19 protein-coding genes and 2 tRNA genes are annotated in these 22,958 nt (G+C 64.9%); 15 read left to right on the forward strand and 6 right to left on the reverse strand.

The window, feature by feature from the left end; genetic code table 11:
* Positions 1–99: 99 nt before the first annotated feature.
* From OCW50_RS06025 to OCW50_RS06035, 3 genes are all read left to right on the forward strand, one after another.
* Entirely contained in the window at positions 100–1,311 is a 1,212-nt protein-coding gene (locus OCW50_RS06025) for an amino acid ABC transporter permease (protein ID WP_262296810.1), read from the forward strand.
* An 8-nt stretch (positions 1,312–1,319) separates the two neighbouring features.
* A complete protein-coding gene (locus OCW50_RS06030) occupies positions 1,320–2,639 on the forward strand; it encodes an amino acid ABC transporter permease (protein WP_262267900.1) in 1,320 nt (439 codons plus the stop codon).
* A gap of 78 nt (positions 2,640–2,717) precedes the next feature.
* The gene (locus tag OCW50_RS06035; RefSeq protein ID WP_262267924.1) at positions 2,718–3,434 is read left to right on the forward strand and encodes an amino acid ABC transporter ATP-binding protein; all 717 of its coding nucleotides are present in this window, start codon (positions 2,718–2,720) and stop codon (positions 3,432–3,434) included.
* Between the two features lie 62 nt (positions 3,435–3,496).
* On the opposite strand, the gene sseA is transcribed toward OCW50_RS06035, so the two are convergent.
* From sseA to OCW50_RS06055, 4 genes are all read right to left on the reverse strand, one after another.
* Positions 3,497–4,351: a 3-mercaptopyruvate sulfurtransferase gene (gene sseA, locus OCW50_RS06040; RefSeq protein ID WP_262296811.1), complete on the reverse strand. Its 855-nt coding sequence runs from the start codon at positions 4,349–4,351 to the stop codon at positions 3,497–3,499.
* Positions 4,352–4,375: 24 nt separating this feature from the next.
* Positions 4,376–5,098: an alanyl-tRNA editing protein gene (locus OCW50_RS06045; RefSeq protein ID WP_262296812.1), complete on the reverse strand. Its 723-nt coding sequence runs from the start codon at positions 5,096–5,098 to the stop codon at positions 4,376–4,378.
* A 159-nt stretch (positions 5,099–5,257) separates the two neighbouring features.
* Positions 5,258–6,736 carry a cryptochrome/photolyase family protein gene (locus OCW50_RS06050; protein WP_262296813.1) on the reverse strand — a complete coding sequence of 493 codons (1,479 nt, stop codon included), beginning with the start codon at positions 6,734–6,736 and terminating at the stop codon, positions 5,258–5,260.
* Between the two features lie 90 nt (positions 6,737–6,826).
* Positions 6,827–6,901: transfer RNA gene (locus tag OCW50_RS06055), tRNA-Asn, on the reverse strand.
* Between the two features lie 212 nt (positions 6,902–7,113).
* Between OCW50_RS06055 and OCW50_RS06060 the strand changes: the two genes are divergently transcribed.
* From OCW50_RS06060 to OCW50_RS06080, 5 genes are all read left to right on the forward strand, one after another.
* Positions 7,114–7,187: transfer RNA gene (locus OCW50_RS06060), tRNA-Cys, on the forward strand.
* 22 nt (positions 7,188–7,209) lie between these two features.
* Positions 7,210–7,872, forward strand: coding sequence for a protein-L-isoaspartate O-methyltransferase family protein (locus tag OCW50_RS06065; RefSeq protein WP_262267896.1), 663 nt, complete (start codon positions 7,210–7,212; stop codon positions 7,870–7,872).
* A 193-nt stretch (positions 7,873–8,065) separates the two neighbouring features.
* On the forward strand, positions 8,066–9,475 hold the full coding sequence (locus OCW50_RS06070; protein ID WP_373371316.1) for a TolC family outer membrane protein: 1,410 nt from the start codon (positions 8,066–8,068) through the stop codon (positions 9,473–9,475).
* Positions 9,476–9,631: 156 nt separating this feature from the next.
* Positions 9,632–10,192 (forward strand): PopZ family protein, encoded by a 561-nt coding sequence (locus OCW50_RS06075; RefSeq protein ID WP_262267895.1) that lies wholly within the window; start codon positions 9,632–9,634, stop codon positions 10,190–10,192.
* A gap of 255 nt (positions 10,193–10,447) precedes the next feature.
* Positions 10,448–13,156: a valine--tRNA ligase gene (locus OCW50_RS06080; protein ID WP_262296814.1), complete on the forward strand. Its 2,709-nt coding sequence runs from the start codon at positions 10,448–10,450 to the stop codon at positions 13,154–13,156.
* A 316-nt stretch (positions 13,157–13,472) separates the two neighbouring features.
* Here OCW50_RS06080 and OCW50_RS06085 read toward each other — a convergent pair whose 3' ends face one another.
* Positions 13,473–14,819: an Nramp family divalent metal transporter gene (locus tag OCW50_RS06085; RefSeq protein WP_262296815.1), complete on the reverse strand. Its 1,347-nt coding sequence runs from the start codon at positions 14,817–14,819 to the stop codon at positions 13,473–13,475.
* A 331-nt stretch (positions 14,820–15,150) separates the two neighbouring features.
* Between OCW50_RS06085 and OCW50_RS06090 the strand changes: the two genes are divergently transcribed.
* The 6 genes from OCW50_RS06090 (at position 15,151) to OCW50_RS33185 (ending at position 20,458) form a co-directional block, all read left to right on the forward strand.
* Positions 15,151–17,127 (forward strand): acetyl-CoA carboxylase biotin carboxylase subunit, encoded by a 1,977-nt coding sequence (locus tag OCW50_RS06090; protein WP_262296816.1) that lies wholly within the window; start codon positions 15,151–15,153, stop codon positions 17,125–17,127.
* Positions 17,128–17,594: 467 nt separating this feature from the next.
* Positions 17,595–18,032: a DUF1489 family protein gene (locus OCW50_RS06095; protein WP_262267891.1), complete on the forward strand. Its 438-nt coding sequence runs from the start codon at positions 17,595–17,597 to the stop codon at positions 18,030–18,032.
* A gap of 27 nt (positions 18,033–18,059) precedes the next feature.
* Positions 18,060–18,320 (forward strand): hypothetical protein, encoded by a 261-nt coding sequence (locus OCW50_RS06100; RefSeq protein WP_262296817.1) that lies wholly within the window; start codon positions 18,060–18,062, stop codon positions 18,318–18,320.
* Positions 18,321–18,400: 80 nt separating this feature from the next.
* Positions 18,401–18,757, forward strand: coding sequence for a hypothetical protein (locus OCW50_RS06105; RefSeq protein WP_173950363.1), 357 nt, complete (start codon positions 18,401–18,403; stop codon positions 18,755–18,757).
* 200 nt (positions 18,758–18,957) lie between these two features.
* Positions 18,958–19,665, forward strand: coding sequence for a glutathione S-transferase N-terminal domain-containing protein (locus OCW50_RS06110; protein WP_262296818.1), 708 nt, complete (start codon positions 18,958–18,960; stop codon positions 19,663–19,665).
* A gap of 82 nt (positions 19,666–19,747) precedes the next feature.
* Positions 19,748–20,458, forward strand: coding sequence for a DnaJ domain-containing protein (locus OCW50_RS33185; RefSeq protein WP_315974401.1), 711 nt, complete (start codon positions 19,748–19,750; stop codon positions 20,456–20,458).
* Between the two features lie 194 nt (positions 20,459–20,652).
* Here OCW50_RS33185 and OCW50_RS06120 read toward each other — a convergent pair whose 3' ends face one another.
* On the reverse strand, positions 20,653–22,251 hold the full coding sequence (locus tag OCW50_RS06120) for an SPOR domain-containing protein (protein ID WP_262296819.1): 1,599 nt from the start codon (positions 22,249–22,251) through the stop codon (positions 20,653–20,655).
* Positions 22,252–22,506: 255 nt separating this feature from the next.
* Between OCW50_RS06120 and OCW50_RS06125 the strand changes: the two genes are divergently transcribed.
* Positions 22,507–22,842 carry a phasin family protein gene (locus tag OCW50_RS06125; RefSeq protein WP_262267886.1) on the forward strand — a complete coding sequence of 112 codons (336 nt, stop codon included), beginning with the start codon at positions 22,507–22,509 and terminating at the stop codon, positions 22,840–22,842.
* The last annotated feature ends 116 nt before the right edge of the window (positions 22,843–22,958 follow it).

Genomic DNA, 22,958 nt, shown 5'->3' on the forward strand with positions numbered 1-22,958 from the left:
CCTTCTCAGACACGAACAACAAAAAGCCGCCCGTTCGTGGTATCCTGGATGCCGTGATCAGGGGAGGACGGCAGGATACAAATAAGAAGCCGTCAGAGGATGAACTCAGTGCAGACCGCTGTCAGTCAGACATCGCCCCCCAAAAAATCGTTTCTATACGATCCCAAAGTCCGTGGGATTTTCTATCAGGTCGTTCTCGTCCTCGCGATCGTCTACCTTTTCTACGTCGCCGCGACGAATGCCGTCGAGAACCTGCAGCGCGCCAAGATCGCCTCCGGGTTCGGCTTCCTCAACAACACGGCGGGCTTCGACATCAGCCAGACGCTGATCCAGTTCAGCGCAGCCGGCGGGACCTACGGCGATGCGTTCATCGTCGGCCTCCTGAATACCCTGCTCGTTTCCGCCATCGGCATCTTCTTCACCACGATCCTCGGCTTCTTGATCGGCATTGCGCGCCTGTCCAAGAACTGGATGGTGGCCAAGGTCGCCATGGTCTATGTGGAGGTTCTGCGCAACATCCCGCTGCTGGTGCAGTTGCTGTTCTGGTACATCGCGGTCCTCGGGACCCTGCCGCAGCCGCGCAACTCCCTCGAGATGGGCGCCGGCTTCTACCTGAACTCCCGCGGCCTGTTCATGGCCAAGCCCATCTGGGGAAGCAATATCTCGGTTGTCGTTGCGGCTCTCGTGATCGGACTTGTCGGGACCTTCGTGTACCGCCGCTGGGCCCGCAGGCAACAGGAGCAGACCGGACGGCAATACCCTGTCGGCAAGGTCACCCTGGCCTTGCTCCTCGGCCTGCCGGTCCTGACCTGGATCGTGCTTGCCGTGGCGGGGGCCAACCCGATTACCTTCGAATTGCCGCGCAAGGGGACGTTCAACTTGACCGGCGGCATGCAGATCCTGCCGGAATTCGTGGCGCTTCTCCTGGGCCTCGTCACCTACACGGCCGCCTTCATCGCCGAGGTGGTCCGCGCGGGCATCCTGGCCGTGTCGAAGGGCCAGTCGGAGGCGGCAGGCTCCCTCGGCCTCACGCCGGGACAGACCCTGCGCCTGGTGGTGATCCCCCAGGCCATGCGGGTCATCGTCCCGCCGCTGACCAGTCAATACCTCAACCTGACGAAGAACTCCTCCCTGGCGGTCGCCATCGGGTATCCCGACCTGGTTCAGGTCTTCATGGGAACCGTGCTGAACCAGACCGGCCAGGCCATCGAGGTGGTCGTCATCACCATGGGCGTCTACCTGACGATCAGCCTCGTGACGTCGTTCATCATGAATATCTACAACCGCCGCGTGGCGATCGTCGAGCGGTAGGAGATCGCATGAGCACCGCCGTCGACATTCCCCGTTTCGTCCGCGCCAAGCAGGTGGAGGCGCTGCCTCCGCCCAACCTGGCCCGCGGTCCCATCGCGTGGGTTCGGGAAAACCTCTTTTCCGGCCCCTTCAACACCATCCTGACGCTGGTGGTGTTCTACCTCCTGTACGTCGCCGTCCCGCCCCTGGTGAGGTTCCTCTTCATCGATGCGGTGTGGACCGGCACCGACCGGGCAGCCTGCCGGGCGGATACGGGCGGCAGCGAAACCGGCGCCTGCTGGGCCTTCATCTGGGACAAGATCAACTACTTCATCTACGGCTCCTATACGGTGTCCGAGCGCTGGCGGGTCGACATCTTCTTCGCCCTTCTGGCCATCGGGGTCGCCTGGCTGCTGTGGCTCCGGGCGCCGCGCCGGGATCTCGGAGCGGTCTATTTCTTCTGGATCTTCCCGGTCGTGTCCTACGTGCTCCTGACGGGCGGCAATGCCGATCTCGGCCTGCGCTTCTGGATAGGGTTCGCGATCTTCGGCGCGCTGGTGATCGCCCTGTTTGCCTTCTTCGCGGCACTGCTCAAGACCGCCATGCGTCCCGCCCTCATCATGGGCGGCGGCATCGTCGCGGTGATCGGCATCACCTTGGCCGTGGTCGATGTGGATTTCGGCCTCGCCCATGTGCCCACCTCCCTGTGGGGCGGCATCCTGGTGACGCTCCTCGTCGCGACGGTGGGCATCGTGGTCTCGCTGCCCTTCGGCATTCTCCTTGCCCTGGGGCGGCGTTCCAAGCTCCCCATCGTGCGCATGGCCTCGGTGATCTTCATCGAGTTCGTCCGCGGCGTGCCGCTGATCACGGTGCTGATCATGGCCAACACCATGCTGCCGCTGTTCCTTCCCGGGGACATGACGGTGGACCGCCTGCTCCGGCCCCTCATCGGCACTGCGCTCTTCGCCTCCGCCTACATGGCCGAGGTGGTCCGCGGCGGCCTTCAGGCCATGCCGAAAGGGCAGTACGAGGGCGCGATGTCGCTGGGCCTGAACTATCCGCAGATGATGACCCTCATCATCCTGCCTCAGGCCCTGCGGATCGTGATTCCGGGCATCGTGAACACCTTCATCGGCCTGTTCAAGGACACGTCCCTGGTGGCCATCGTGGGCATCTTCGATCTGGTGAAGACCATCGAGGCCTCCCGGATCGATCCGAACTGGGCGGCTCCGACCATCGGCATCACGGGCTATGCCTTCGCGGCTCTGTTCTACTTCATCTTCTGCTTCGGCATGTCCCGGTACTCGCTGGGAGTCGAGCGGCGCCTTGCGGCTGGTCAGAAACGGTAAACACACATGGCAACGACACTTTCATCCCAAACCATCCGCTCCGTCGACGTCGACCCGAAAGCCGAGGCCGCGGTGCAGATGATCGACGTGCACAAGTGGTACGGGGAGTTCCACGTCCTGCGCGACATCAATCTCAACGTGCGGCGCGGCGAGCGGATCGTGATCTGCGGTCCCTCGGGCTCCGGCAAGTCCACGATGATCCGCTGCATCAACCGCCTGGAGGAGCACCAGAAGGGCCGCATCATCGTCGACGGCACGGAGCTTACCAACGATCTCAAGCGCATCGACGAGGTGCGCCGCGACGTGGGCATGGTGTTCCAGCACTTCAACCTGTTCCCGCACCTGACGATTCTCGAAAACTGCACGCTCGCTCCGATCTGGGTGAAGAAGATGCCCAAGAAGGAGGCGGAAGAGATCGCGATGCATTACCTGAAGCGGGTCAAGATCCCCGAGCAGGCGAACAAGTATCCCGGCCAGCTCTCCGGCGGCCAGCAGCAGCGTGTGGCGATCGCCCGCTCCCTGTGCATGAGCCCGAAGATCATGCTGTTCGACGAGCCGACATCGGCGCTCGATCCCGAGATGGTGAAGGAGGTGCTCGACACCATGGTGGGACTGGCCGACGAGGGCATGACCATGCTCTGCGTCACCCACGAGATGGGCTTCGCCCGCCAGGTGGCCGATCGGGTGATCTTCATGGATTACGGACAGATCGTCGAGATGAACACGCCCGACGAGTTCTTCAGGAATCCGCAACACGAGCGGACCAAGCTCTTCCTCTCGCAGATCCTGCATTGAGCGGATGGTGAGAAACGAAAAGGCCCCGGCAATCTCCGGGGCCTTTTTTCATGGCTGCCTGTTCAGCCTTTCGTTCCCGGCCCTGTCGCAATCGGCAGGTCGTCCCGCGCACCCCACTCGGACCACGAGCCGTCGTAGATGGCATCAGCGGGCCGCCCCAGGGTTTCGAAGGCCACCGAGAGGATTGCGGCCGAAACGCCTGAGCCGCAGCTCGCGATGATCGGACGTTGAAGATCCAGGCCGGCGTCACGGGCGGCCTGCGCGATGCTCGCGCTGTCCTTCAACCGACCATTGTCCACGATGTCGCTCCAGGGCAGGTTCGCGCTGCCCGGAATGTGTCCCGCCTTCAGACCGGGCCGAGGCTCGGGCGCCTCTCCTCTGAAGCGATCCGCCGCGCGGGCATCGACGACCTGTGCCGAGCCGGACTGAATCGCGTCCTGCACGCGCGCGACATCCGCGACGGCCGAAGCTGAGAAGGAAGGCGTGAAGGTCCTGGGCGGGCGCGGCTCCTCCGGGCCTGTCTCGATCGCTCGTCCTTCCGCTTTCCAGGCAGGGAAACCACCATCCAGAATCGAGACGTCACGGGCGCCGAACACCTGGAACATCCAGCGGACCCGCGGGGCCGAGAAGAGGCCCAGGCCGTCATAAACCACGACGGTCGTATCCTGGCTGATCCCCATGGCGCCCGCAGCCTTGGCGAAATCCTCCGCCGAGGGGAGCATGTGGGGCAGGGCCGAGGACCGATCCTTGACCGTGTCGATGTCGAAGCGCACGGCACCCGGAACATGGCCGGCGAGGTACTCGGCCTCGGGGTCGCGGTTCTGGTTCGGGAGATACCACGAGGCGTCCACGACCACGAGGTTCGGATCATTCAGGTGCTCCTGCAGCCAGGAGGTCGAAACGAAAGGCTGGGACATGGCAAAACTCCTTGTCATAGGGGCTCAATCGACCAGCGACATGCGAACGCGGCGGTTCTGCTTGCCCTTCTTCTCGATGTCGGTGACCGCGACCGTGCCGATCTCGCCGGTGCGGCGCACATGGGTGCCGCCGCAGGGCTGGAGGTCGATCCCCTCGATCTCGACCAGACGGACACGGCCCGACCCGCGGGGCGGCTTGACCGACATGGTCTTCACGAGCCCCGGATTCGCATCGAGCTCCTCGTCCGTGATCCACCGCTCCGTGACCGGCGCGTCCTGGGCCACGAGTGCGTTCAGCTTCTCCGTGATCTCCGCCTTGGCGAGGCCGGCATCCGGGATGTCGAAGTCGAGCCGCCCGTCGCCGTCGCCGATGGCGCCGCCCGTCACCGGGTAGGGAAGGACGACGCTCAGCAGGTGCAGGGCCGTATGGACGCGCATGCGTTTGAGGCGCCGCGGCCAGTCGAGCTGCAGCCGGACGGCGTCACCCTCGGAGAACCGGGAGGCTGCCTCCTGTCCGACCAGATGCACGACCTGCGAACGGTCCGGGCCATAGACCGTGTTCGTGATCGGGAAAGTATCGCCGTCGGCATTCACGATGGAGCCGGCGTCCCCCGGCTGTCCGCCGCCTTGAGCGTAGAACACCGTGCGATCGAGGATGACGCCGCCCTCGGGCGTCGTCCCGAGGACCCGGGCCTCGCAGGAGGTGGCATAAGCGTCGTCGCGATAGAGCAGCTTGGTCGCAGTCATGATGGTCTCGGGGTTGGGCGGGGCGGATCGTTCGGGTTGGAAAGCGACCGGGATGCTGACGTCAAGGAGCCGGGCGGGTCAAGCTCCCTTGGCGCCAGCTTCTTTGGCGCCAGCTCCCTTGGCGCCAGCTTCTTGGGCGCAAGCCTCCCTTGGCCAAGGTCACGAATCGAGCTCGCTCCCACCGCGAAGGCTGCGGAAGGCCTGCAAGGCTCGTTCGCGCGCCGGGCCGTGCGGGATGACCGGGTTCGGGTAGGTCTCGCCCGGCCTGATCCCGGCCGCATGGAGAATGTCGGGGGGCGCGTCCCAGGGCCGGTGGATGAACCCCGCGGGCAGCTCGGCGAGCTCGGGCACGAAGGAGCGGACGTAGTCGCCGCCCGGGTCGAATTTCTCGCCCTGGGCGACCGGATTGAAAATGCGGTGGAAGGGCGCCGAATCGGGCCCCGATCCCGCAATCCACTGCCAGCTGAAGGCATTGTTGGCGGGATCGGCATCGACCAGGGTGTCCCAGAACCAGGCCTCGCCCCGGCGCCAGTCGGTCACCAGGTGTTTCACCAGAAACGAGGCAGCGATCATGCGCACCCTGTTGTGCATCCAACCCGTCTGCCAGAGCTGGCGCATTCCGGCGTCGACGATCGGATATCCCGTCCGACCCTTCTGCCAAGCTCTCACCGCCTGCGCATCGTCGTTCCAGGGAAAGCGGTCGAACCGGCCGCTATGCGGTCGATCGGGCATGTGAGGGTGGTAGTGGAGCATCTGGTGGCTGAAGTCGCGCCAGACGATTTCGCTCAGATATTTCTCCGCGTCCCGTGCCAGGCCGGGCTCGCGCGCGGCTTCCGCCGTCACGCCATGCCAGATCTGGCGGGGGCTGATCTCACCGAAGCGCAGATGCGGGGAGAGGCGCGACGTGCCCTGAACCGACGGGCGGTCCCGGCTATCCGCATAACCTTTCAGGCTCTCACGGCAGAAGCGCTCGAAGCTTTCCCGCCCCGCCCGTTCGCCCTGGCGCCACTCGGCGCGCAGCCCCCCGGCCCAGTCGGGGGATGAAGGTTCGAGGCTCAGCGTGGCGAGAGGGACGGCGGCATCCAGGAGGGCCGAGGGCCACGTCCCCCCGGCGATCCGCTTCGGAGCCGGCAAGGGAGCGGGGACGGAACGGGCCATGACGGCCCTAAGATAGGGGGTGAAAACCTGAAACGGCTTCCCGGCTTGGTTGGCGATCGTCCAAGGTTCGTGCAGGAGCCGTCCGTTGAAGCTGTGGGCTCGCACGCCGAGATCCGTCAGGCGCTCCTTGATCGTGCGGTCGACGGCGATCTCGGCCGCGCCATAGCGCCGGTTCCAAAAGATCGCCGAGGCCCCCGTTTCGACCGCGAGCCTGCCGACGATCGACAGGGCCGACCCCTTGAACAGGAGAAGCCGGGATCCGGCCCGATGGAGAGCCTCGCCGAGGGCTGCGAGAGAGCCGTGCAGCCACCAGCGCGCGGCGGCGCCGAGGGGACGCAGCCCGTCGGAGTCGTCGTCCACGACCGCGAAGCATAGAACCTGCGATCCCGTCGCGACGGCCGCCGCGAGGGCAGGGTGATCGGCCAGGCGATGGTCGTCGCGAAACCAGACCAGGACGGGAGCTTGTGAATCGGTGCTCATGGCAGCGGATCATAGCCAAGGTTCGAGCCTGGAAAAGACTGAGCCGGACGCCGTGCACGCTGAGGTCGAATGCGGGAGAGACGGGAAGGTTGGCTCCGGCGGTAGGATTCGAACCTACGACCAACGGATTAACAGTCCGCTGCGCTACCGCTGCGCCACGCCGGAATAAGCCATACCTTTCCAAGAAGCCTTATCGCTCAGCTTCTTGAGCGCCGCGGAGGTCCGTGGGACATGTCCGCCGGCGAGGTGGGAGGCATATAGCACGGGTTTCCGCGGTTGCAAGCGCATTGTTGTCCGGCGGGCATGAAAAGGGGCTGTTGCTCTTTGGGGGGATGGTTGCTATGGAGCACCCGTCGCGTTCGCGGCACGCCCCGGATGGCCTCGTGGCGGAGTGGTTACGCAGAGGACTGCAAATCCTTGCACCCCGGTTCGATTCCGGGCGAGGCCTCCAACGAATTCTGAAGGCACGATCCATGGTCGATTTCACACAAGCGCGCCGCATGATGGTTGATGGCCAGCTGCGCACTTTCGATGTGAACGACATGCCTCTCCTGGATGCCATGGACAGCGTTCCGAGAGAGCTCTTCGTGCTCCCGGGCCGCGAGAGTCTTGCCTATATCGACCAGGACATCCTCGTGAGCGACGGCGGCGAGAGCCGCTACATGCTGTCTCCGATGATCCTGGGTCGCATGATCCAAGCGCTCGAGATCGATCCGGGCGACAATGTTCTCGATGTCGCCGGGGGGCGCGGCTATGCTTCCGCGGTCTTCCGCGCGCTGGGTGCTCGGGTGACCCTCCTTGAGTCGGACGAGAGCCTTGCCGCGGCTGCCCGGCAGTGTCTCGGTGCCGCCGGATGCGACGACGTTGCCGTCGCGACCGGGGCGCTGGAGCAGGGCTATGCCGCCCACGCGCCCTTCGATGCCATTCTCGTGAACGGCTCGGTCGAGGTCCGCCCGGACGGGCTCCTCCGGCAGCTCGGCGAGGGTGGTCGTCTGGTCTGCGTGAAGGGGCGCGGACGCGCTGCCCGGGCGACCCTCTACGTCCGCAGCGGAGATGCGATCGGAGAGCGTAGCCTTTTCGAGGCCGCAGCGCCCCTGCTGGCGCCCTTCGTTCAGCCGGCCGGCTTCACGTTCTAATTCCTTCCAGATCCTTAATTTCAGCGGTTCGGCAGTGTCGCTTTTTTGCGCCACTCCCAAGCTAAAATCGAGACGGCCCCAACGCGTTGTTGCCGACTCTGTTCCCTTGGGTATTGTTGCGCTTTGAGTCGCAGTGGTTTCTGAAATCGGCGTCTCTTGCGGATATTCCGTTTGGGTCGCTAGGCAGGTGCGCGTGAAGAATAAGCATTCCAAGAAGACGTATCGCTGGCTCTGTGGGGTGATGACCTCGGTGTTCGTGCTGATGGGCCCGGCCGGGGCTTCGGCTGAGACCTTGGAAGGCGCCCTGGCCCGCGCTTACGGCAACAATCCGGACCTGAATGCTCAGCGTGCCAACGTCCGCGCGACGGATGAAACGGTCGCCCAGGCGAAGTCCGGATATCGGCCGATCGTCAACGGAACGGCCGATGTCGGCCGAACCTGGGCCTCGGTCGAGCAGCCCTCGTCCCGCTTCTCGCCGAATACGACGACCCAGAGCGCCCTCAACCCGCGCGGGTTCGGCGTCGAGGTCAACCAGACGATCTTCGATGGCTACCGGACGCAGAACCGGGTCCGCGCCGCGGAATCCTCGGTCCTCGGCTCGCGCGAAACCCTGAACAGCAGCGAGCAGAGCACCCTGCTCGATGCGGCGACGGCCTATATGGACGTGCTGCGGGATACGGCCATTCTCGACCTCCAGCGCAACAACGTCGAAGTCATCGACGAGCAGTTGCGCCAGACCCAGGACCGATTCAACGTCGGCGAAGTGACCCGGACCGACGTCGCCCAGGCGGAAGCCCGCCTGGCGGCCGCGCGGTCCGAGGCCAGTCTCGCCGAGGCCACCCTGCGCAACAGTATTGCGACGTATCGCCAGGTCGTGGGGGTCGAGCCCGCGCAACTGGCGCCCGGGCGTCCCTTGGACCGTCTGACCCCTCGGACGGTCGACGCGGCCCTCAAGATCGGCCTGAACGAGCATCCGGCCATCAAGGCGCGCCAGCATGCGGTCGACGTGGCCGAGCTGCAGGTGAAGATCGAGGAGGGCGCCCTTGCCCCGCAGCTGGGCGTCGTGGGTGCCGTCGACCAGCGGTATGACCGGAATACGGGAGGCGATGCGTCCCTGTCGGCCTCGGTGGTCGCGCGGCTCACGGTGCCGATTTATGAAGGCGGTCAGGTTTATGCCGCGACGCGTCAGGCCAAGGAAGTGGCCGGACAGCGCCGGCTCGAGGCGGATTCGGTCCGCGATCAGGTCCGCGCCGCGGTCAGCTCCTCCTGGGGGCGGCTGGAGGCAGCCCGCGCGCAGATCGTCGCCGCGCAGGCTCAGATCGACGCCGCCGAGACGGCCCTGAGCGGCGTGCGCGAGGAGGCCCGCGTAGGCCAGCGGACGACCCTGGACGTCTTGAACGCGCAGCAGGAATTGTTGAACGCCCGCGTCAATCTCATCACGGCTCAGCGCGACCGGGTGGTGGCTTCATACAGCCTGGTCAACGCCATGGGACGCCTCAACTCACGGGCGCTCGGGCTCAAGGTCAATCATTACAGCCCGAAGATCCATTACGATCAGGTCAAGGATCTTTGGGTCGGCACAAGTACGCCCGACGGTCGTTGATAAGTTTCGGGGCCAGAACCAAAAAGTTCTGGCCCCGCTTGTTTTCTTTAAGGTTGCGTAAAATACTTCATTTGCATTCTTTTGAATGTGATTCTTGCGTATTTTGATTTGGATGCGGTAATGGGTTCTGCGAGCCTGAAAGTTAACGAGCCATCGATGGAAGACATTCTGGCTTCCATCCGGCGCATCATCTCCGACGATGAGGCGCTGCAATCCCCCGAGCCGGAGGAACCGGCATCCTCGCCTTTGAAGAACGTTCTCGACATTGCCGAGATGCACATGTCGCCGCTGATCGCGCCCGGCCCCAACGAGTCGGTGCTCGGGCCCTGGAGCCGCGGCGAGGCTCTGCTGGACGAGGGGCCTATGGACGTCCGGGAGGCGGAGCATCTGCACGGCGATCATGACCCCGGGCAGCCCGCAGCGGCGCCGGTCCAGGGTGCGGTTCCGGAGGCGTCTCCCCGGCCGGCCGCTCCCATCATGCTTCCCCAGTCGGCGACCGCCGACCGTCTCCTGTCCAAGGAGGCCAGCGCGGCGGTTTCCGGCGCTTTCGACCGGCTCGGCGCTTCCGTGAGGCCAAGTCAGCCTCAGACCGTGGAGGATCTCATGAAGGAGATGCTGCGGCCCATGCTGAAAGCATGGCTCGATGACAATCTTCCTTCCGTGGTCGAGCGCCTGGTGCGAGGCGAGATCGAGCGCGTGACCCGCTCGCGAGGCTAGAGCCTCGGACCCAAAAGTGGACACCACTTTTGGGATTCATCCGAGGCTCCCTCTCTTGACCGGCGCATCGGATGAGGCGGAAAACCGGGTCCACTTTTCCGTCCGATGCGCTAGAACCGTGTCCCGGCCTGAAAACCGGGGCCCTTTTCCGTGCGGCGGGTCCAGATTGCCGCGCCTCTGTTGACTTCGTCCCATCCGTCCGGTTTGTAGCCGTCTTGCTCGCGCGGTATTCGCGCCCAGAGGCCGGTACTCATCATGATGGACAAGACGTTCGATCCCACCTCCGTCGAAGCACGCATTTCCTCCCTTTGGGAGGAGGCTGACGCCTTCAAGGCCGGCCGCGCGGATCGCCGGGACGCGGAACCCTACACGATCGTCATCCCGCCGCCCAACGTGACCGGCTCGCTCCACATGGGGCATGCCCTCAACAATACGATCCAGGACATTCTCTGCCGTTTCGAACGCATGCGGGGCAAGGACGTGCTCTGGCAGCCCGGCATGGATCATGCGGGTATCGCCACGCAGATGGTGGTCGAGCGCAGGCTGGCCGAGCGCCAGATCCAGCGCCGCGACCTTGGCCGTGAGGAGTTCGTCAAGCGCGTCTGGGAGTGGAAGGAGGAATCCGGTGGCACCATCGTGCGCCAGCTCAAGCGCCTCGGCGCCTCCTGCGACTGGTCGCGCGAGCGCTTCACCATGGACGAGGGCCTGTCCCGCGCCGTCCTGAAGGTCTTCGTCGACCTCTACAGGCAGGGCCTGATCTACAAGGACAAGCGCCTCGTCAACTGGGATCCCAAGTTCCAGACCGCGATCTCGGACCTGGAGGTTCAGCAGGTCGAGGTGAAGGGCCATCTCTGGCACATCCGCTACGCCATCGAGGGAATGCCGGATCGCTCCATCACGGTCGCGACCACGCGCCCGGAGACCATGCTCGGCGACGTGGCCGTGGCCGTTCATCCCGATGATGAACGCTACAAGGATCTCGTGGGCAAGTTCGCTATCCTGCCGCTGGTCGGCCGACGCATCCCGATCGTGGCTGACGACTATTCCGACCCCGAGAAGGGCACCGGCGCGGTGAAGATTACGCCCGCCCACGACTTCAACGATTTCGAAGTGGGCAGGCGCCACAAGCTGCCGCTCATCAACATCTTCGGGACCGAGGCGCAGCTCGAGCTCGCCGGCAACGACGCTTTCCTGGAGGGCCTCGAGCAAACCGGTGACCTGAACGCCGTGCTGGCTCTCGACGGTCTCGACCGCTTCGAGGCGCGCAAGCGGATCGTCATCATGCTGGAGGAGCGCGAGCTTCTGGTCCTGATCGAGCCGCACGCTCATACCGTGCCGCATGGCGACCGCTCCAACGTGGTGATCGAGCCCTACCTCACCGACCAATGGTACGTGAACGTGAAGCCTCTGGCCGACAGGGCGCTCGATGCGGTGCGCAAGGGCCAGACCAAGTTCGTGCCTGAAAGTTGGGAGAAGACCTATTTCCAGTGGCTCGAGAACATCGAGCCCTGGTGCGTCTCGCGCCAGCTCTGGTGGGGTCACCAGATCCCGGCCTGGTATGACGATCAGGGCCATGTCTACGTCACCATGAGCGAGGAGGAGGCGAGGGCCGAGGCACGGGCGAAGAATGGGCGGGATGTGCCGCTCAGGCGCGACGAGGACGTGCTCGACACCTGGTTCTCGTCCGCATTGTGGCCGTTCTCGACCCTGGGCTGGCCGGACGATGCGCCGGAGCTAAAGCGCTACTACCCGACGAACACGCTCGTCACCGGCTTCGACATCATTTTCTTCTGGGTCGCCCGGATGATGATGATGGGCCTGCACTTCATGGAAGAGGTGCCCTTCGACACGGTCTATATCCATGCCCTCGTCCGCGACGAGAAGGGGGCGAAGATGTCGAAGTCGAAAGGCAACGTCATCGATCCGCTCGACGTGGTGGAGCAGTACGGGGCCGATGCGCTGCGCATGACGCTCACGTCGATGGCCGCGCAGGGGCGCGACATCAAGCTGTCGGTTCAGCGGGTCGAGAACTACCGCAACTTCGCGACCAAGATCTGGAACGCCGCTCGATTCGCCGAGATGAACGAGTGCAGACGCGTTGCCGGCTTCGATCCGAAATCCGTCAAGGAGACGCTCAACCAATGGGCGCTCAGCGAGTGCGCCAAGGCCATCAACGAGGTTGCGGCGGGAATCCAGAGCTACAAGTTCAACGAAGCGGCCGGCGCGGCCTACCGGTTCGTCTGGAACGTGTTCTGCGACTGGACGCTCGAACTGTCCAAGCCCGTCCTGCAGGGCGCGGATTCGCCGGCCAAGGACGAGACGCGCGCCACGATCGCGTTCATCCTGGACGAGATCTGCAAGCTTCTCCACCCCATCATGCCGTTCCTCACGGAAGAGCTGTGGGAGGTGAAGGGGCAGGAAGGGCCGAAGCGCGAGACGATTCTGGCTCTCGCTCCCTGGTCGAACCTCGATGATCTGATCGATCCCCGGGCCGAGGCCGAGATCGGCTGGGTGGTGGACCTCGTGACCGAGATCCGCTCCGCCCGTTCGGAAACGAACGTGCCGGCCGGCGCGCAGATTCCCCTGGTCCTCGTGGCGTCGTCGGGCGACGTGAGGGCGCGCGCGGGACGCTGGGGCGACATCGTCAAGCGCCTGGCCCGGATCTCCGAGATCTCGTTCGCCGATGCGGCCCCGAAGAGCTCGATCCAGCTCCTCATCCGGGGCGAGGCCGCGGCCCTGCCGCTCGAGGGCGTGATCGATCTCGATGCGGAGCGGGCGCGCCTCGCCAAGGAAATCCAGAAGCTCGACGTGGAGGTCGGCAAGATCGACGCAAAGCTCGGGAATGCGGATTTCATCAAACGCGCCCCCGAGGAGGTCGTGGAGGAACAGCGCGAGCGCCGCGACGAGGCGCTGACGCGCAAGGCGAAGATGGAAGAAGCTCTGGGACGCCTCAAGGACGCTTGAGGAAGCCTGCTCCACGGACCCAGCATCACCGGCCCGCGCCGGTGATGCCGATCCCACAAGCGCGAGAGCATTTTTCGGCGAAGTGGATCCGGTTCGCCGTTGAAAATGCGGCAAGCCAAAGAAGAGAGATGATTCCACGCCAGTGGAAACCGCTCTGGAGCATCGATCGGGATGGACGGGACCAACCCGGCCATGACGCTGTGGCGGATCATGCCCGAACCGAAAGCAAGGGGAAGGTGACAAGCCGGGTCGGAACCATGGATCTCCTTCACCCGATGCCCCGGTCATGTTCGCAAACAGCCGCCGCCTGGGGGACTCACCCGGTCACGAAATCCACCAAGAGCTTCACGTTGAGCGCCACGATGACCGCCGCGATCAAGCCGGCGATCGCGGTGAGCCATCGCGGCGTGACGAGGGCGCCCATCTTGGCCCGGGAGGCCGTCATCGTGACGAGCGGGATGACCGCGAACGGGAGCTGAAGGCTCAGGATCACCTGGCTCAGGATCAGCAGTTTCGCCGTCCCGCCCTCTCCGTATGCGATGGTGACGCCGGCGGCCGGGATGATGGCGATGCCACGGGTGATCAGGCGGCGCAGCCAGGGCGCCATCTCGAAGCTGATGAAGCCTTCCATGACGATCTGGCCGGCCATGGTGGCCGTCACCGTGGAGTTCAGTCCGCAGCAGAGCAGCGACAGGCCGAAGAGCATGGGCGCGATCGCACTGCCGAGGATCGGTTTGAGCAGCGTGTGGGCCTCGCCGAGCTCCGCGATCTCGGATCGGCCGGTGTGATGGAAAGCCGCCGCCGCCAGGATGAGCAGAGATGCGTTGATGGTGAGGGCGAACATCAGCGCGATGGTCGAGTCGAGGGTTGCGAAGCGCAGAGCCTCGCGCCGCTCGGACAGGGTGTCGCCATAGGCGCGGGTCTGCACGATGCCCGAGTGCAGGTAGAGGTTGTGCGGCATCACCGTCGCGCCCAGAATGCCGAGGGCGAGGTAGAGCATGTCGGGATTGGTGACGATCTCGGTCGTGGGAGCGAAGCCGGCGATGACGCCCGCCCAGTCCGGATCGGCCATGGCGATCTGGACACCGAAGCAGATGGCGATCACGCCGAGCAGCGTGATGATGAAGGCCTCCACCCACCGGAAGCCGAGATTCTGCAGATACAGGATCAGGAACACGTCGAGCGCCGTGATGATGACGCCGATTTCGAGCGGGACCCCGAACAGAAGATTGAGGCCGATCGCCGTGCCGATCACCTCCGCGAGGTCCGTCGCGCAGATGGCAAGCTCCGCCAGCGCCCACAGGAGCCAGGCGACCGGCTTCGGATAGGCGTCCCGGCATGCCTGAGCCAGGTCGCGGCCCGTCGCGACCGCCAGCCTGGCGCAGAGGGATTGCAGGATGATCGCCATGATGTTGGAGATCAGCGCCACCGACAGCAGGGCGTAGCCGTATTTGGAGCCGCCCGCGATGGAGGTCGCCCAGTTGCCGGGATCCATATAGCCCACGGCGACCAGATAGCCCGGCCCCAGGAACGCCGCTGCGCGACGCCATACCGATCCCGGCCTCACGGCGATCGAGCGGTTGACCTCCGGCAGGGAGGCAAGGTCCGACGATCGCCGCCACGCGGCCTTTTGCACGAGGGACACGGGAGCGGGCTGGTCCATGGCGACTTTCTGCAGTTGCAAACGATTTGCAATAAGAAGCTAGCGTGTGTGCCTGGCCGCGGCAAGAGGAGAATCGCACGAAGTTGAACCGAGGGCCGTTCTCCCGCGAAAAAGAGCCTGCCCGGATGCCTCCGGTCTCGGTCCTGCGTTTCGGGCGTGACAACGCCCGCGAGGTTTGCTCTAGAGCCTCGGACGTGAAAAATGGACCCACTTTCGGGATCGATCCCGATGGTCCACTCTTGGCTGGAGCATCGTTCGGGGCGGCCCTCTGGGTCCGCACGATGCGCCAGGTCTTGCAAAACCAGACGGGTCAGCCGGAACAGGGATGGAAATGCTCGAGAGTGTCCTGATCGCCAACCGCGGCGAGATCGCGTGCCGCATCATCCGCACCGCCAAGCGCCTGGGCATGCGGACCATCGCGGTCTATTCGGAAGCCGATGCGGAGTCGCTCTTCGTTCAGATGGCGGATGAGGCCTATCTCATCGGACCAGCTCCCGCCCGCGAGAGCTATCTGCGGACCGACGGGATCATCGACGTCGCCAAACGCACCCGGGCCGCCTCCATCCATCCCGGGTACGGCTTCCTGTCCGAGCGGGCAGAGTTCGCCGAGGCCTGCGCGGCGAACGGCATCGTGTTCGTCGGACCGCCGGCCTCCGCGATCAAGGCGATGGGGCTCAAGGACGCCGCGAAGGCTCTGGTCCAGCAGGCGGGCGTCCCGGTCGTGCCGGGCTATCACGGCTCCAGGCAGGATCCGGATTTCCTGCGGCAGAAAGCCTATGAAATCGGGTATCCGGTCCTGATCAAGGCGGTTGCGGGCGGCGGCGGCAAGGGCATGAGGCGCGTCGAGAAGGCGGCCGACTTCGACGCCGCGCTGGAGAGCGCCCAGCGCGAGGCGCAGAATGCCTTCGGGGACCCGCGCGTGCTGGTGGAGAAGTACGTCCTCTCGCCGCGCCATATCGAGATCCAGGTCTTTGCCGACGGACACGGCAACGTGGTGCACCTCTTCGAGCGCGACTGCTCGCTCCAGCGCCGCCACCAGAAGGTGATCGAGGAGGCCCCGGCTCCCGGGATGACGCCGGAGATGCGCCAGGCCATGGGGCACGCGGCCGTCGAGGCGGCCCGGGCCGTGGGCTATGTCGGGGCCGGAACCGTCGAGTTCATCGCCGACGGTCGTGAGGGGCTGCGCCCCGATCGCTTTTATTTCATGGAGATGAACACCCGCCTCCAGGTGGAGCACCCGGTCACGGAGCTGATCACGGGGCTCGATCTCGTCGAACTCCAGTTTCGCGCCGCGTCGGGCGAGGTCCTGCCGTTTTCGCAGGAAGACCTCGCCATCGACGGCCATGCGGTCGAGGCGCGTCTCTATGCGGAGGACCCTGAGAAGGAATTCCTGCCCTCCACAGGAAAACTTTGGGCGCTGGAATTTCCGGAGCATGACGGAATCCGCATCGATACGGGTGTCGAGGCCGGCGCCGAGGTCACGCCTTACTACGATCCCATGATCGCGAAGGTCATCGCGCACGGTGGGAGCCGACTCGAAGCCCTGGACAGGCTCGCCGCCGCGCTCGGCAAGACGGTCGTTGCCGGGCCCAGGACCAACGCGGCTTTCCTGAAGAAGCTCTGCGAGGCCGAGGGGTTCAGGGCAGGCCGGTTCGACACGGGGTTCATAGACCGCAATCTCGCGAGTCTCGGGGTCGGACCGCAGCCCGTCGACGAGATCGCCGTGTCGTTCGGGGCGTCGGCGCTGATCTCACGGGAGATCGAGCGGTTGCGCATGGCCGAGCTCCAGAAGAGCGACGAGCCCTCGTCGCCATGGTCCATGCCGGACGGATTTCAGCTCCTCGGCATTCGCAGCGTCGGCGTGCCTCTGCGCGTGGACGGGGAGCGCGTCGAGGCGCGCGAGGTCTTCAGCCGCGAGCATCGCGGTGCGAGCACCGTCGCGTTCGGCGCGAGCGATCCCTGGGCGGTCGAGGAGATCGACCAGGAAGTGGACGCACCGCACGGCGTCTACATCATCCGCAACGGACGCCAGACGCTCGTCCAGCCGTATGATCCCTTCGATGTCGACCTCGAACACATGGACGAGGGCGGCACCGTCAAGGCGCCGATGCACGGCAAGCTCGTCGCGGTCTTCGTGCAGCCTGGTGACCGGGTCGAGAAGGGGCAGCGCCTCGCCATCGTGGAAGCGATGAAGATGGAGCATGTGCTGGTCGCGTCATCGGACGCGGAGGTGGCGGAGATTGCCGCCGAGCCGGGGACGCAGGTGGCGGAAGGGGCGCGACTGATCGTGCTCAAGACGGAGGGCTAGCGCACCGTGCGAAAAAGTGGACCCGGTTTTTCGCCCTCAACGGTACGCCAGCCAGGAGTGGAGCATCGGACAATCGGGATCACCGGGACGAGCCCGGTGATGACGTGGAGGGTGACTATTGCAGTGGCGCGACCCTTCCCACGACCCTCCCCACGTCATGGCCGGGCTTGTCCCGGCCGTCCCGATGCGGAAAAGCGCCGCGCCTCGAACAATCGGGATCACCGGGACAAGCCCGGTGATGACGGGGTGGTGGATCGGCCGAGCGATCAAGACAGGGGCCCGAACGGTGCGCCGCTCAAGGGCTCGAGCATCGTGCCGCCCTCCGGGTCCGCTCTCAACGATGCTCTCATCCAAGGAGAGTGCATCGGATCCGATCTCGAAAGGGGAGACCACCTTTCACGTCCGATGCTTTGGCCTGCGTCGCACCGCCGGATGACAAACCCGCGGGCGCATGGTTGAAAAGAGACATGGCACTGCACCTGATCAAGCTCTGCGTCGGTTGTGACTCGATTACGGATCTCGAGGAGTGGATCGAGGAGAACCGTGCGCTCCACCGGCGGCTCGGGCGCGAGTACGAGCAGACGCACACGACCCGGATGGTGCCCAAACGGGTCGACGAACTGCTGGATGGCGGATCCCTGTTCTGGGTGATCAAAGGGCAGGTCGCGGCCCGTCAGAGGCTTCTGGACGTCCGGCCGTTCACGGATGCGGACGGAATCGGCCGCTGTCGCCTGGTGCTGGACTCGGCCGTCATCGCGGTCGAGCCCCGTCCGTTCCGGCCGTTTCAGGGCTGGCGATACCTGGTCGCGAAGGACGCCCCCCGCGACATCGACCTGAAAGCGGGCGATCTTGCCAGGATGCCCGAAGACATGCGGCGCGAGCTGGCCGAGCTGGGCCTGCTCTAACCTATGTGAATCCGTGGGGATGTCCTGATGAGGATCCAATCCGTCGCTGCCGTCATCCTGATCGCCGCGAGCAGTCCTGCCCTTGCGAAAGAGTGCCGCATGCCCGACCCGGCGCCGGGCGCCCGCCCGGAGCTGCCTCCCGAGTGCAGGGCGCGTCTCGAGGGCCGGCCCGTGAAGGCCGAAAAGCCCGATTCCGTCAGCGCGAACCAGGGCTTCATCAATCTGGGCAACGGAACCCAGGTGCGGCTCGGCGGTCGTGTCCGGACGGAAGTCATGGGTCGCTATTGAACTTTTTTGCCGGGGATCTTCTTGGAACCCCGCCGGCTCGAACAGCATTGGCTCAGCAGTACAGTTGAGTGGAGGTTCCGATGCTGATGTGTGCATCCGAAGGCCGGCACTGGCGCTACGAAGTCTGCGAGCATGATGACGGCTATCTGGTCCAGATGCGCGACCTTGCCACCGGCGAGCTCGATGAGGAATTTTCCACCATCTTTCGCACCTTGCCCGTGGCCTTCGCGTATGCCGAGATGTCGGCCGCCTACGAGCGCTATGCCGCTTCGGAACTCGAACAGGCGGAAGACGAGCAGATCGAGATCGACGTGGAGGCGACGGAGCGTCATTTCATCGACCTGAGCGATCGTCTGCACGATTCCGGCATCAATGGCATCGTGGTTCAGGCCTGGGAGCGGGAGAGCCAGCGCAGCCGAGCCGGCCTGCTGCACTGAATCCTGATCGGCTTCCGGTCCGGGTGCGTGTGCAAGCCGGGCCGCCCGCTCGAACGCATCGTGCGAACCCAAAGGGTCCGCCCCGAACGATTGGCCGCTTACGGGTTTGAGCATCGGATCCGCTCCCGAAAGTGGGTCCACTTTTGGGTGCGATGCTCTAGCATCCCTCCATCACGACTCACGCCGATGATGGAGTTCCCATGGCTGATCTTTCGTCCTTTCCGATCGCGACCCGCTGGCCTGCCCGGCATCCCGACCGGATCCAGCTCTATTCCACGCCGACGCCGAACGGGGTCAAGGTCTCGATCATGCTCGAGGAGACCGGCCTGGCGTACGAGCCTCATTTCATCAATATCGGCCAGAACGAGACCTGGACCCCCGAGTTCCTGTCCCTGAACCCCAACGGCAAGATCCCGTCCATCATCGATCCCGACGGACCCGGCGGTCGGCCGCTTGCCCTGTTCGAATCCGGCGCGATCCTGCTTTATCTCGCCGAGAAGACCGGCAAGTTCCTGCCATCGGATCCCGCGAGGCGGTATGAGACCGTCCAATGGGTGTTCTTCCAGATGGCGGCCGTCGGTCCGATGTTCGGTCAGCTGGGCTTCTTCCACAAGTTCGCCGGCCGGGAGATCGAGGACAAGCGTCCGCTCGAACGCTACCGCAACGAGTCGAAGCGCCTGCTCGGGGTGCTCGAAACGAGGCTCGAAGGGCGCGACTGGATCATGGGGGAGGATTACACCATCGCCGATATCGCGCTGCTCGGCTGGGTCCGCAACCTGATTGGGTTCTACGGTGCCGGGGAACTCGTGGAGTTCGACACCCTGAAGCGCGTGCCGGCCTGGCTCGAACGTGGCTTGGCCCGGCCGGCGGTCCAGCGCGGCCTGGACATCCCCAAGCGGCCCGAATAGCCCTTCGCCGCAGGCACCATTCCCCGAACGGCAATTTACATCCGCCCCATCCCGGCCCACATGTTGGGATGGGGAAAAAACGATGATGCTGCTTCTTGGAATCCTGGCGGTCGCGCTTCTGTGGTGGCTCGCCAAGTCTTATACGCTGACGGACCCTAAGTCCCTGGCCAAGGGCGTGAAAGCGGCGGCCGGCATCGCGGCGCTCGGTGCGGCCGTGCTCCTGGGCGTCAAGGGACGCTTCGACATGGCGCTCCTCCTCGGCGGCTTCGCCGCCTGGGCCTTGGGGTGGGGCGCCCTGAATCTCCCGGGGCCCTGGAGCAAGCTCCAGCAGGCGCGAGGCCGTTTTTCACGCATCCGGTCGGCCATGATCGAGATGGAAATCGACCACGCCACCGGGGCCGTGGAGGGCAGCATCCTGGTCGGGGCGTTCGCGGGGCGCCGCCTCTCCAGCCTCGACCCCGAGAGCCTGCGCCGTCTCTACGATGAATGCAGCGCCCACGACCCCCAGGGCGTGCCGCTCCTAGAGGCGTATTTTGATCGCCGGTTTGCCGGCTGGCGTGAAAACGCTCAGGGAGATCGCGACACGCGGACGCGCACCCAGGCGCATTCGGGCATAATGACGAAAGAGGAAGCCTATCAGATCCTGGGCCTTCAGCCGGGTGCGAGCCTCGACGAGATCCGAAAAGCGCACCGGACGCTGATGAAGAAACTCCATCCCGACCAGGGGGGGACGGCGTATCTCGCGGCTCGCGTGAACGAGGCGAGAGAAGTCCTGCTGGGCCGACATCGCTGATACTCCACGCGCGATCCGGTGTGTCTGGAAGCTGCGACGGCGCAGGAACGCACGCCGTCGCGAAGTTCGCTAAAGCCTCGGACCCAAAAGTGGACTTGCACTTTTGGGATCCATCCGATGCTTTCTTCTTGAATGAGAGCATCGGTCAGGACGGAAAACCGGATCCACTTTTCCGTCCGATGCTCTAGGTTCGGTCAGCCACGTGCGGCGAAGCAGTTGATGCCGGCCTTCTTGAGCTGCTTGCAGGCATTGGCAGCATCGTTCGACTCGGAGAATCCGGAGAATCGGGCCCGGTACAGGGTGCTCCCGTCGACCGTCACCTTCTCGGTGAACGGGGAGGCCTTGCCCAGAACCTTGCCGAACCGGCTGCGAGCGGAGTCGAGCATGGCCTTGGCCTTATCTTCATCGTCCGTCGCACCCAGCTGAACGACCCAGCCGGCGACGGCCTTCCGGGGCTCGGGAGCCTCGGCCTTGGGAGCCTCAGGCTTGAGGGAGGCCGTCTTGGTCGCCGCGGGAGCGGCGGACGGTGCGGGCTCGGAAGCCTTCGCCTCGATCTTGGCCTGGAGAGCCGCCTTCTGGGATGCCGGGATCGGCGCGGATGTCGGAAGGGCCGCATAGGCCTGGGCGTTCAGCGGCAGGGGTTCCTGGCCCTTCTGCCACCGGACCGAGGAGGGCGTGGTGGTCGAACTGGCCCCGGCAGCCGAGGCCACGACCGGCCGCAGCGTGTTCAGGTCGAGCGGCTTGCGGTCGGGGGCGGCCTGAGGCGTCGAGGCCTGAGGAGTCGAGGCTTGGGCGACCGGTGCCTGGGCAATGGCCGAGGCCACCTTGACGGGTGCTGCGATGGGGGCGGGCTCGACGGGACGCGGCGCCGGAGCCTCGGCCACCATGGCGGGCTGGTTCTCGACCACTGAAGGTGCGGTCCGGGCACCCGCATAGGCCCGCGGCAGATGATTCTCGATGAGCCCCGCCATCTTCTGGTCACGGGATGCGCCGGAGCGGCCGCCGAGCACCACGGCCACGATGCTGCGGGTGTCGGTGTTCACCGAGGTCAGAAGGTTGAAGCCGGACAGGCGGGTATAGCCGGTCTTGATCCCGTCGACGCCGTCGATCTTGCCGAGCAGCCGGTTGTGGCCGCGGATCGTGCGCTTGCCATACTGGAACGATTGAGTCTGGAAGTAGGCGAAGTACCGTGGGAACCGGTCCTGGATCGCGCGGCCGAGGATCGACAGGTCGCGGGCCGTCGTGATGTTCGGCGGCTCGTGCGGCAGACCGTGCGGATTGTAGAAGGACGACGAGCTCATGCCGAGCTCCCGCGCCTTGCGGGTCATCATCTGAGCGAAGGCGTCCTCCGAACCTGCGATATTCTCGGCGACCACGACGGAGACGTCGTTCGCCGAGAGGGTCACCATCGCCTTGATCGCGTCGTCGACCTCGATGGTCGAGCCGGGGCGGAGGCCGAGCTTGGTCGGCGGCTGGCTGGCGGCATAGGCGGAGACGGTCAGGGGGGTGTCGGCGCGCATGCGGCCGCGCTCGAGCTGCTCGAACAGGAGATAAAGGCTCATCACCTTCGTGAGGGATGCCGGGATGCGCGGTTCATCGACGTTCTCACCTTGGAGAATTTTGCCCGTCTTGGCATCGACGACGATGGAGGCGGAAAGGGGGCTGTAACCACCACCGGCCGGGCTGGCCTTGCGGCGTGCCGCATCCGCCGGGGAAGCGACCGCGACGGCAAATGACGCAACGATACCAACAAGAGCCCATGTCTTTCGGCGTCCCATCCAAACCGAATTCATGCTGCAACAATCCCTGTTTCGTTTGGTTCTAGGCCCTTGCGCCCGGTTCTCTCGGAGGAACCGTTGCCGGCGCAACACATACCCTGACGGTAAGAGATTGCGGTTACGGGCCGGTTAACGGAGGAAAGGAGAGGAATCTGATTTTTGTGCATTGCACAATAAAACTTGACAGAATTTTGTGCGCTGCACATATTGACTTCGTTGGCTGACCAGCGGCGCCAACGGTCATTTAACGCCTTATTGCCGAGGTTCACAATGCTTCAGCCGTTTACCCAGATTCAGAAGTTCGGCCAGGATAACCTGGATGCCACCGTGAAGGCGCTCGGTGCCTTCTCCAGCAACAGCCAGGCCATCGCAGCCGAGACGGCGGATTTCGCCCGCAAGTCCTTCGAGCAGACCTCGTCCACGGTCGAAAAGCTGCTCGGCGTGCAGACCCTCGACAAGGCTGTTGAAATCCAGACCGCCTTCGTCAAAGGCGCCTATGACAGCCTCGTGAGCCAGGCGGCCAGGATGAGCGCCCTCTATTCGGCCCTCGCGACGGAGACGATGAAGCCTTACGAAGGGCTACTGTCCAAGGCGGCAGCCGCGTAACGAGCGGATCGAAAGGTTTTCTCCCATGAGGCGCCCGGGCTTGTCCCGGGCGTTTTGCGTTGGGCCAGGCATGCCTTCAGGGCTTGGCTTGCAGGGCTTGGCTTGCCAATGCGGCC

The organism is Microvirga sesbaniae, assembly GCF_025460805.1.
Taxonomy (GTDB): domain Bacteria; phylum Pseudomonadota; class Alphaproteobacteria; order Rhizobiales; family Beijerinckiaceae; genus Microvirga; species Microvirga sesbaniae.

Bases quoted from the DNA above. Each gene is read 5' to 3' on its own strand.
- OCW50_RS06025 (WP_262296810.1), top strand. From the start codon at position 100: ATGAACTCAGTGCAGACCGCTGTCAGTCAGACATCGCCCCCCAAAAAA.
- OCW50_RS06030 (WP_262267900.1), top strand. From the start codon at position 1,320: ATGAGCACCGCCGTCGACATTCCCCGTTTCGTCCGCGCCAAGCAGGTG.
- OCW50_RS06035 (WP_262267924.1), top strand. From the start codon at position 2,718: ATGATCGACGTGCACAAGTGGTACGGGGAGTTCCACGTCCTGCGCGAC.
- sseA (WP_262296811.1), bottom strand. From the start codon at position 4,351: ATGTCCCAGCCTTTCGTTTCGACCTCCTGGCTGCAGGAGCACCTGAAT.
- OCW50_RS06045 (WP_262296812.1), bottom strand. From the start codon at position 5,098: ATGACTGCGACCAAGCTGCTCTATCGCGACGACGCTTATGCCACCTCC.
- OCW50_RS06050 (WP_262296813.1), bottom strand. From the start codon at position 6,736: ATGAGCACCGATTCACAAGCTCCCGTCCTGGTCTGGTTTCGCGACGAC.
- OCW50_RS06065 (WP_262267896.1), top strand. From the start codon at position 7,210: ATGGTCGATTTCACACAAGCGCGCCGCATGATGGTTGATGGCCAGCTG.
- OCW50_RS06075 (WP_262267895.1), top strand. From the start codon at position 9,632: ATGGAAGACATTCTGGCTTCCATCCGGCGCATCATCTCCGACGATGAG.
- OCW50_RS06080 (WP_262296814.1), top strand. From the start codon at position 10,448: ATGATGGACAAGACGTTCGATCCCACCTCCGTCGAAGCACGCATTTCC.
- OCW50_RS06085 (WP_262296815.1), bottom strand. From the start codon at position 14,819: ATGGACCAGCCCGCTCCCGTGTCCCTCGTGCAAAAGGCCGCGTGGCGG.
- OCW50_RS06090 (WP_262296816.1), top strand. From the start codon at position 15,151: ATGCTCGAGAGTGTCCTGATCGCCAACCGCGGCGAGATCGCGTGCCGC.
- OCW50_RS06095 (WP_262267891.1), top strand. From the start codon at position 17,595: ATGGCACTGCACCTGATCAAGCTCTGCGTCGGTTGTGACTCGATTACG.
- OCW50_RS06100 (WP_262296817.1), top strand. From the start codon at position 18,060: ATGAGGATCCAATCCGTCGCTGCCGTCATCCTGATCGCCGCGAGCAGT.
- OCW50_RS06105 (WP_173950363.1), top strand. From the start codon at position 18,401: ATGCTGATGTGTGCATCCGAAGGCCGGCACTGGCGCTACGAAGTCTGC.
- OCW50_RS06110 (WP_262296818.1), top strand. From the start codon at position 18,958: ATGGCTGATCTTTCGTCCTTTCCGATCGCGACCCGCTGGCCTGCCCGG.
- OCW50_RS33185 (WP_315974401.1), top strand. From the start codon at position 19,748: ATGATGCTGCTTCTTGGAATCCTGGCGGTCGCGCTTCTGTGGTGGCTC.
- OCW50_RS06120 (WP_262296819.1), bottom strand. From the start codon at position 22,251: ATGAATTCGGTTTGGATGGGACGCCGAAAGACATGGGCTCTTGTTGGT.
- OCW50_RS06125 (WP_262267886.1), top strand. From the start codon at position 22,507: ATGCTTCAGCCGTTTACCCAGATTCAGAAGTTCGGCCAGGATAACCTG.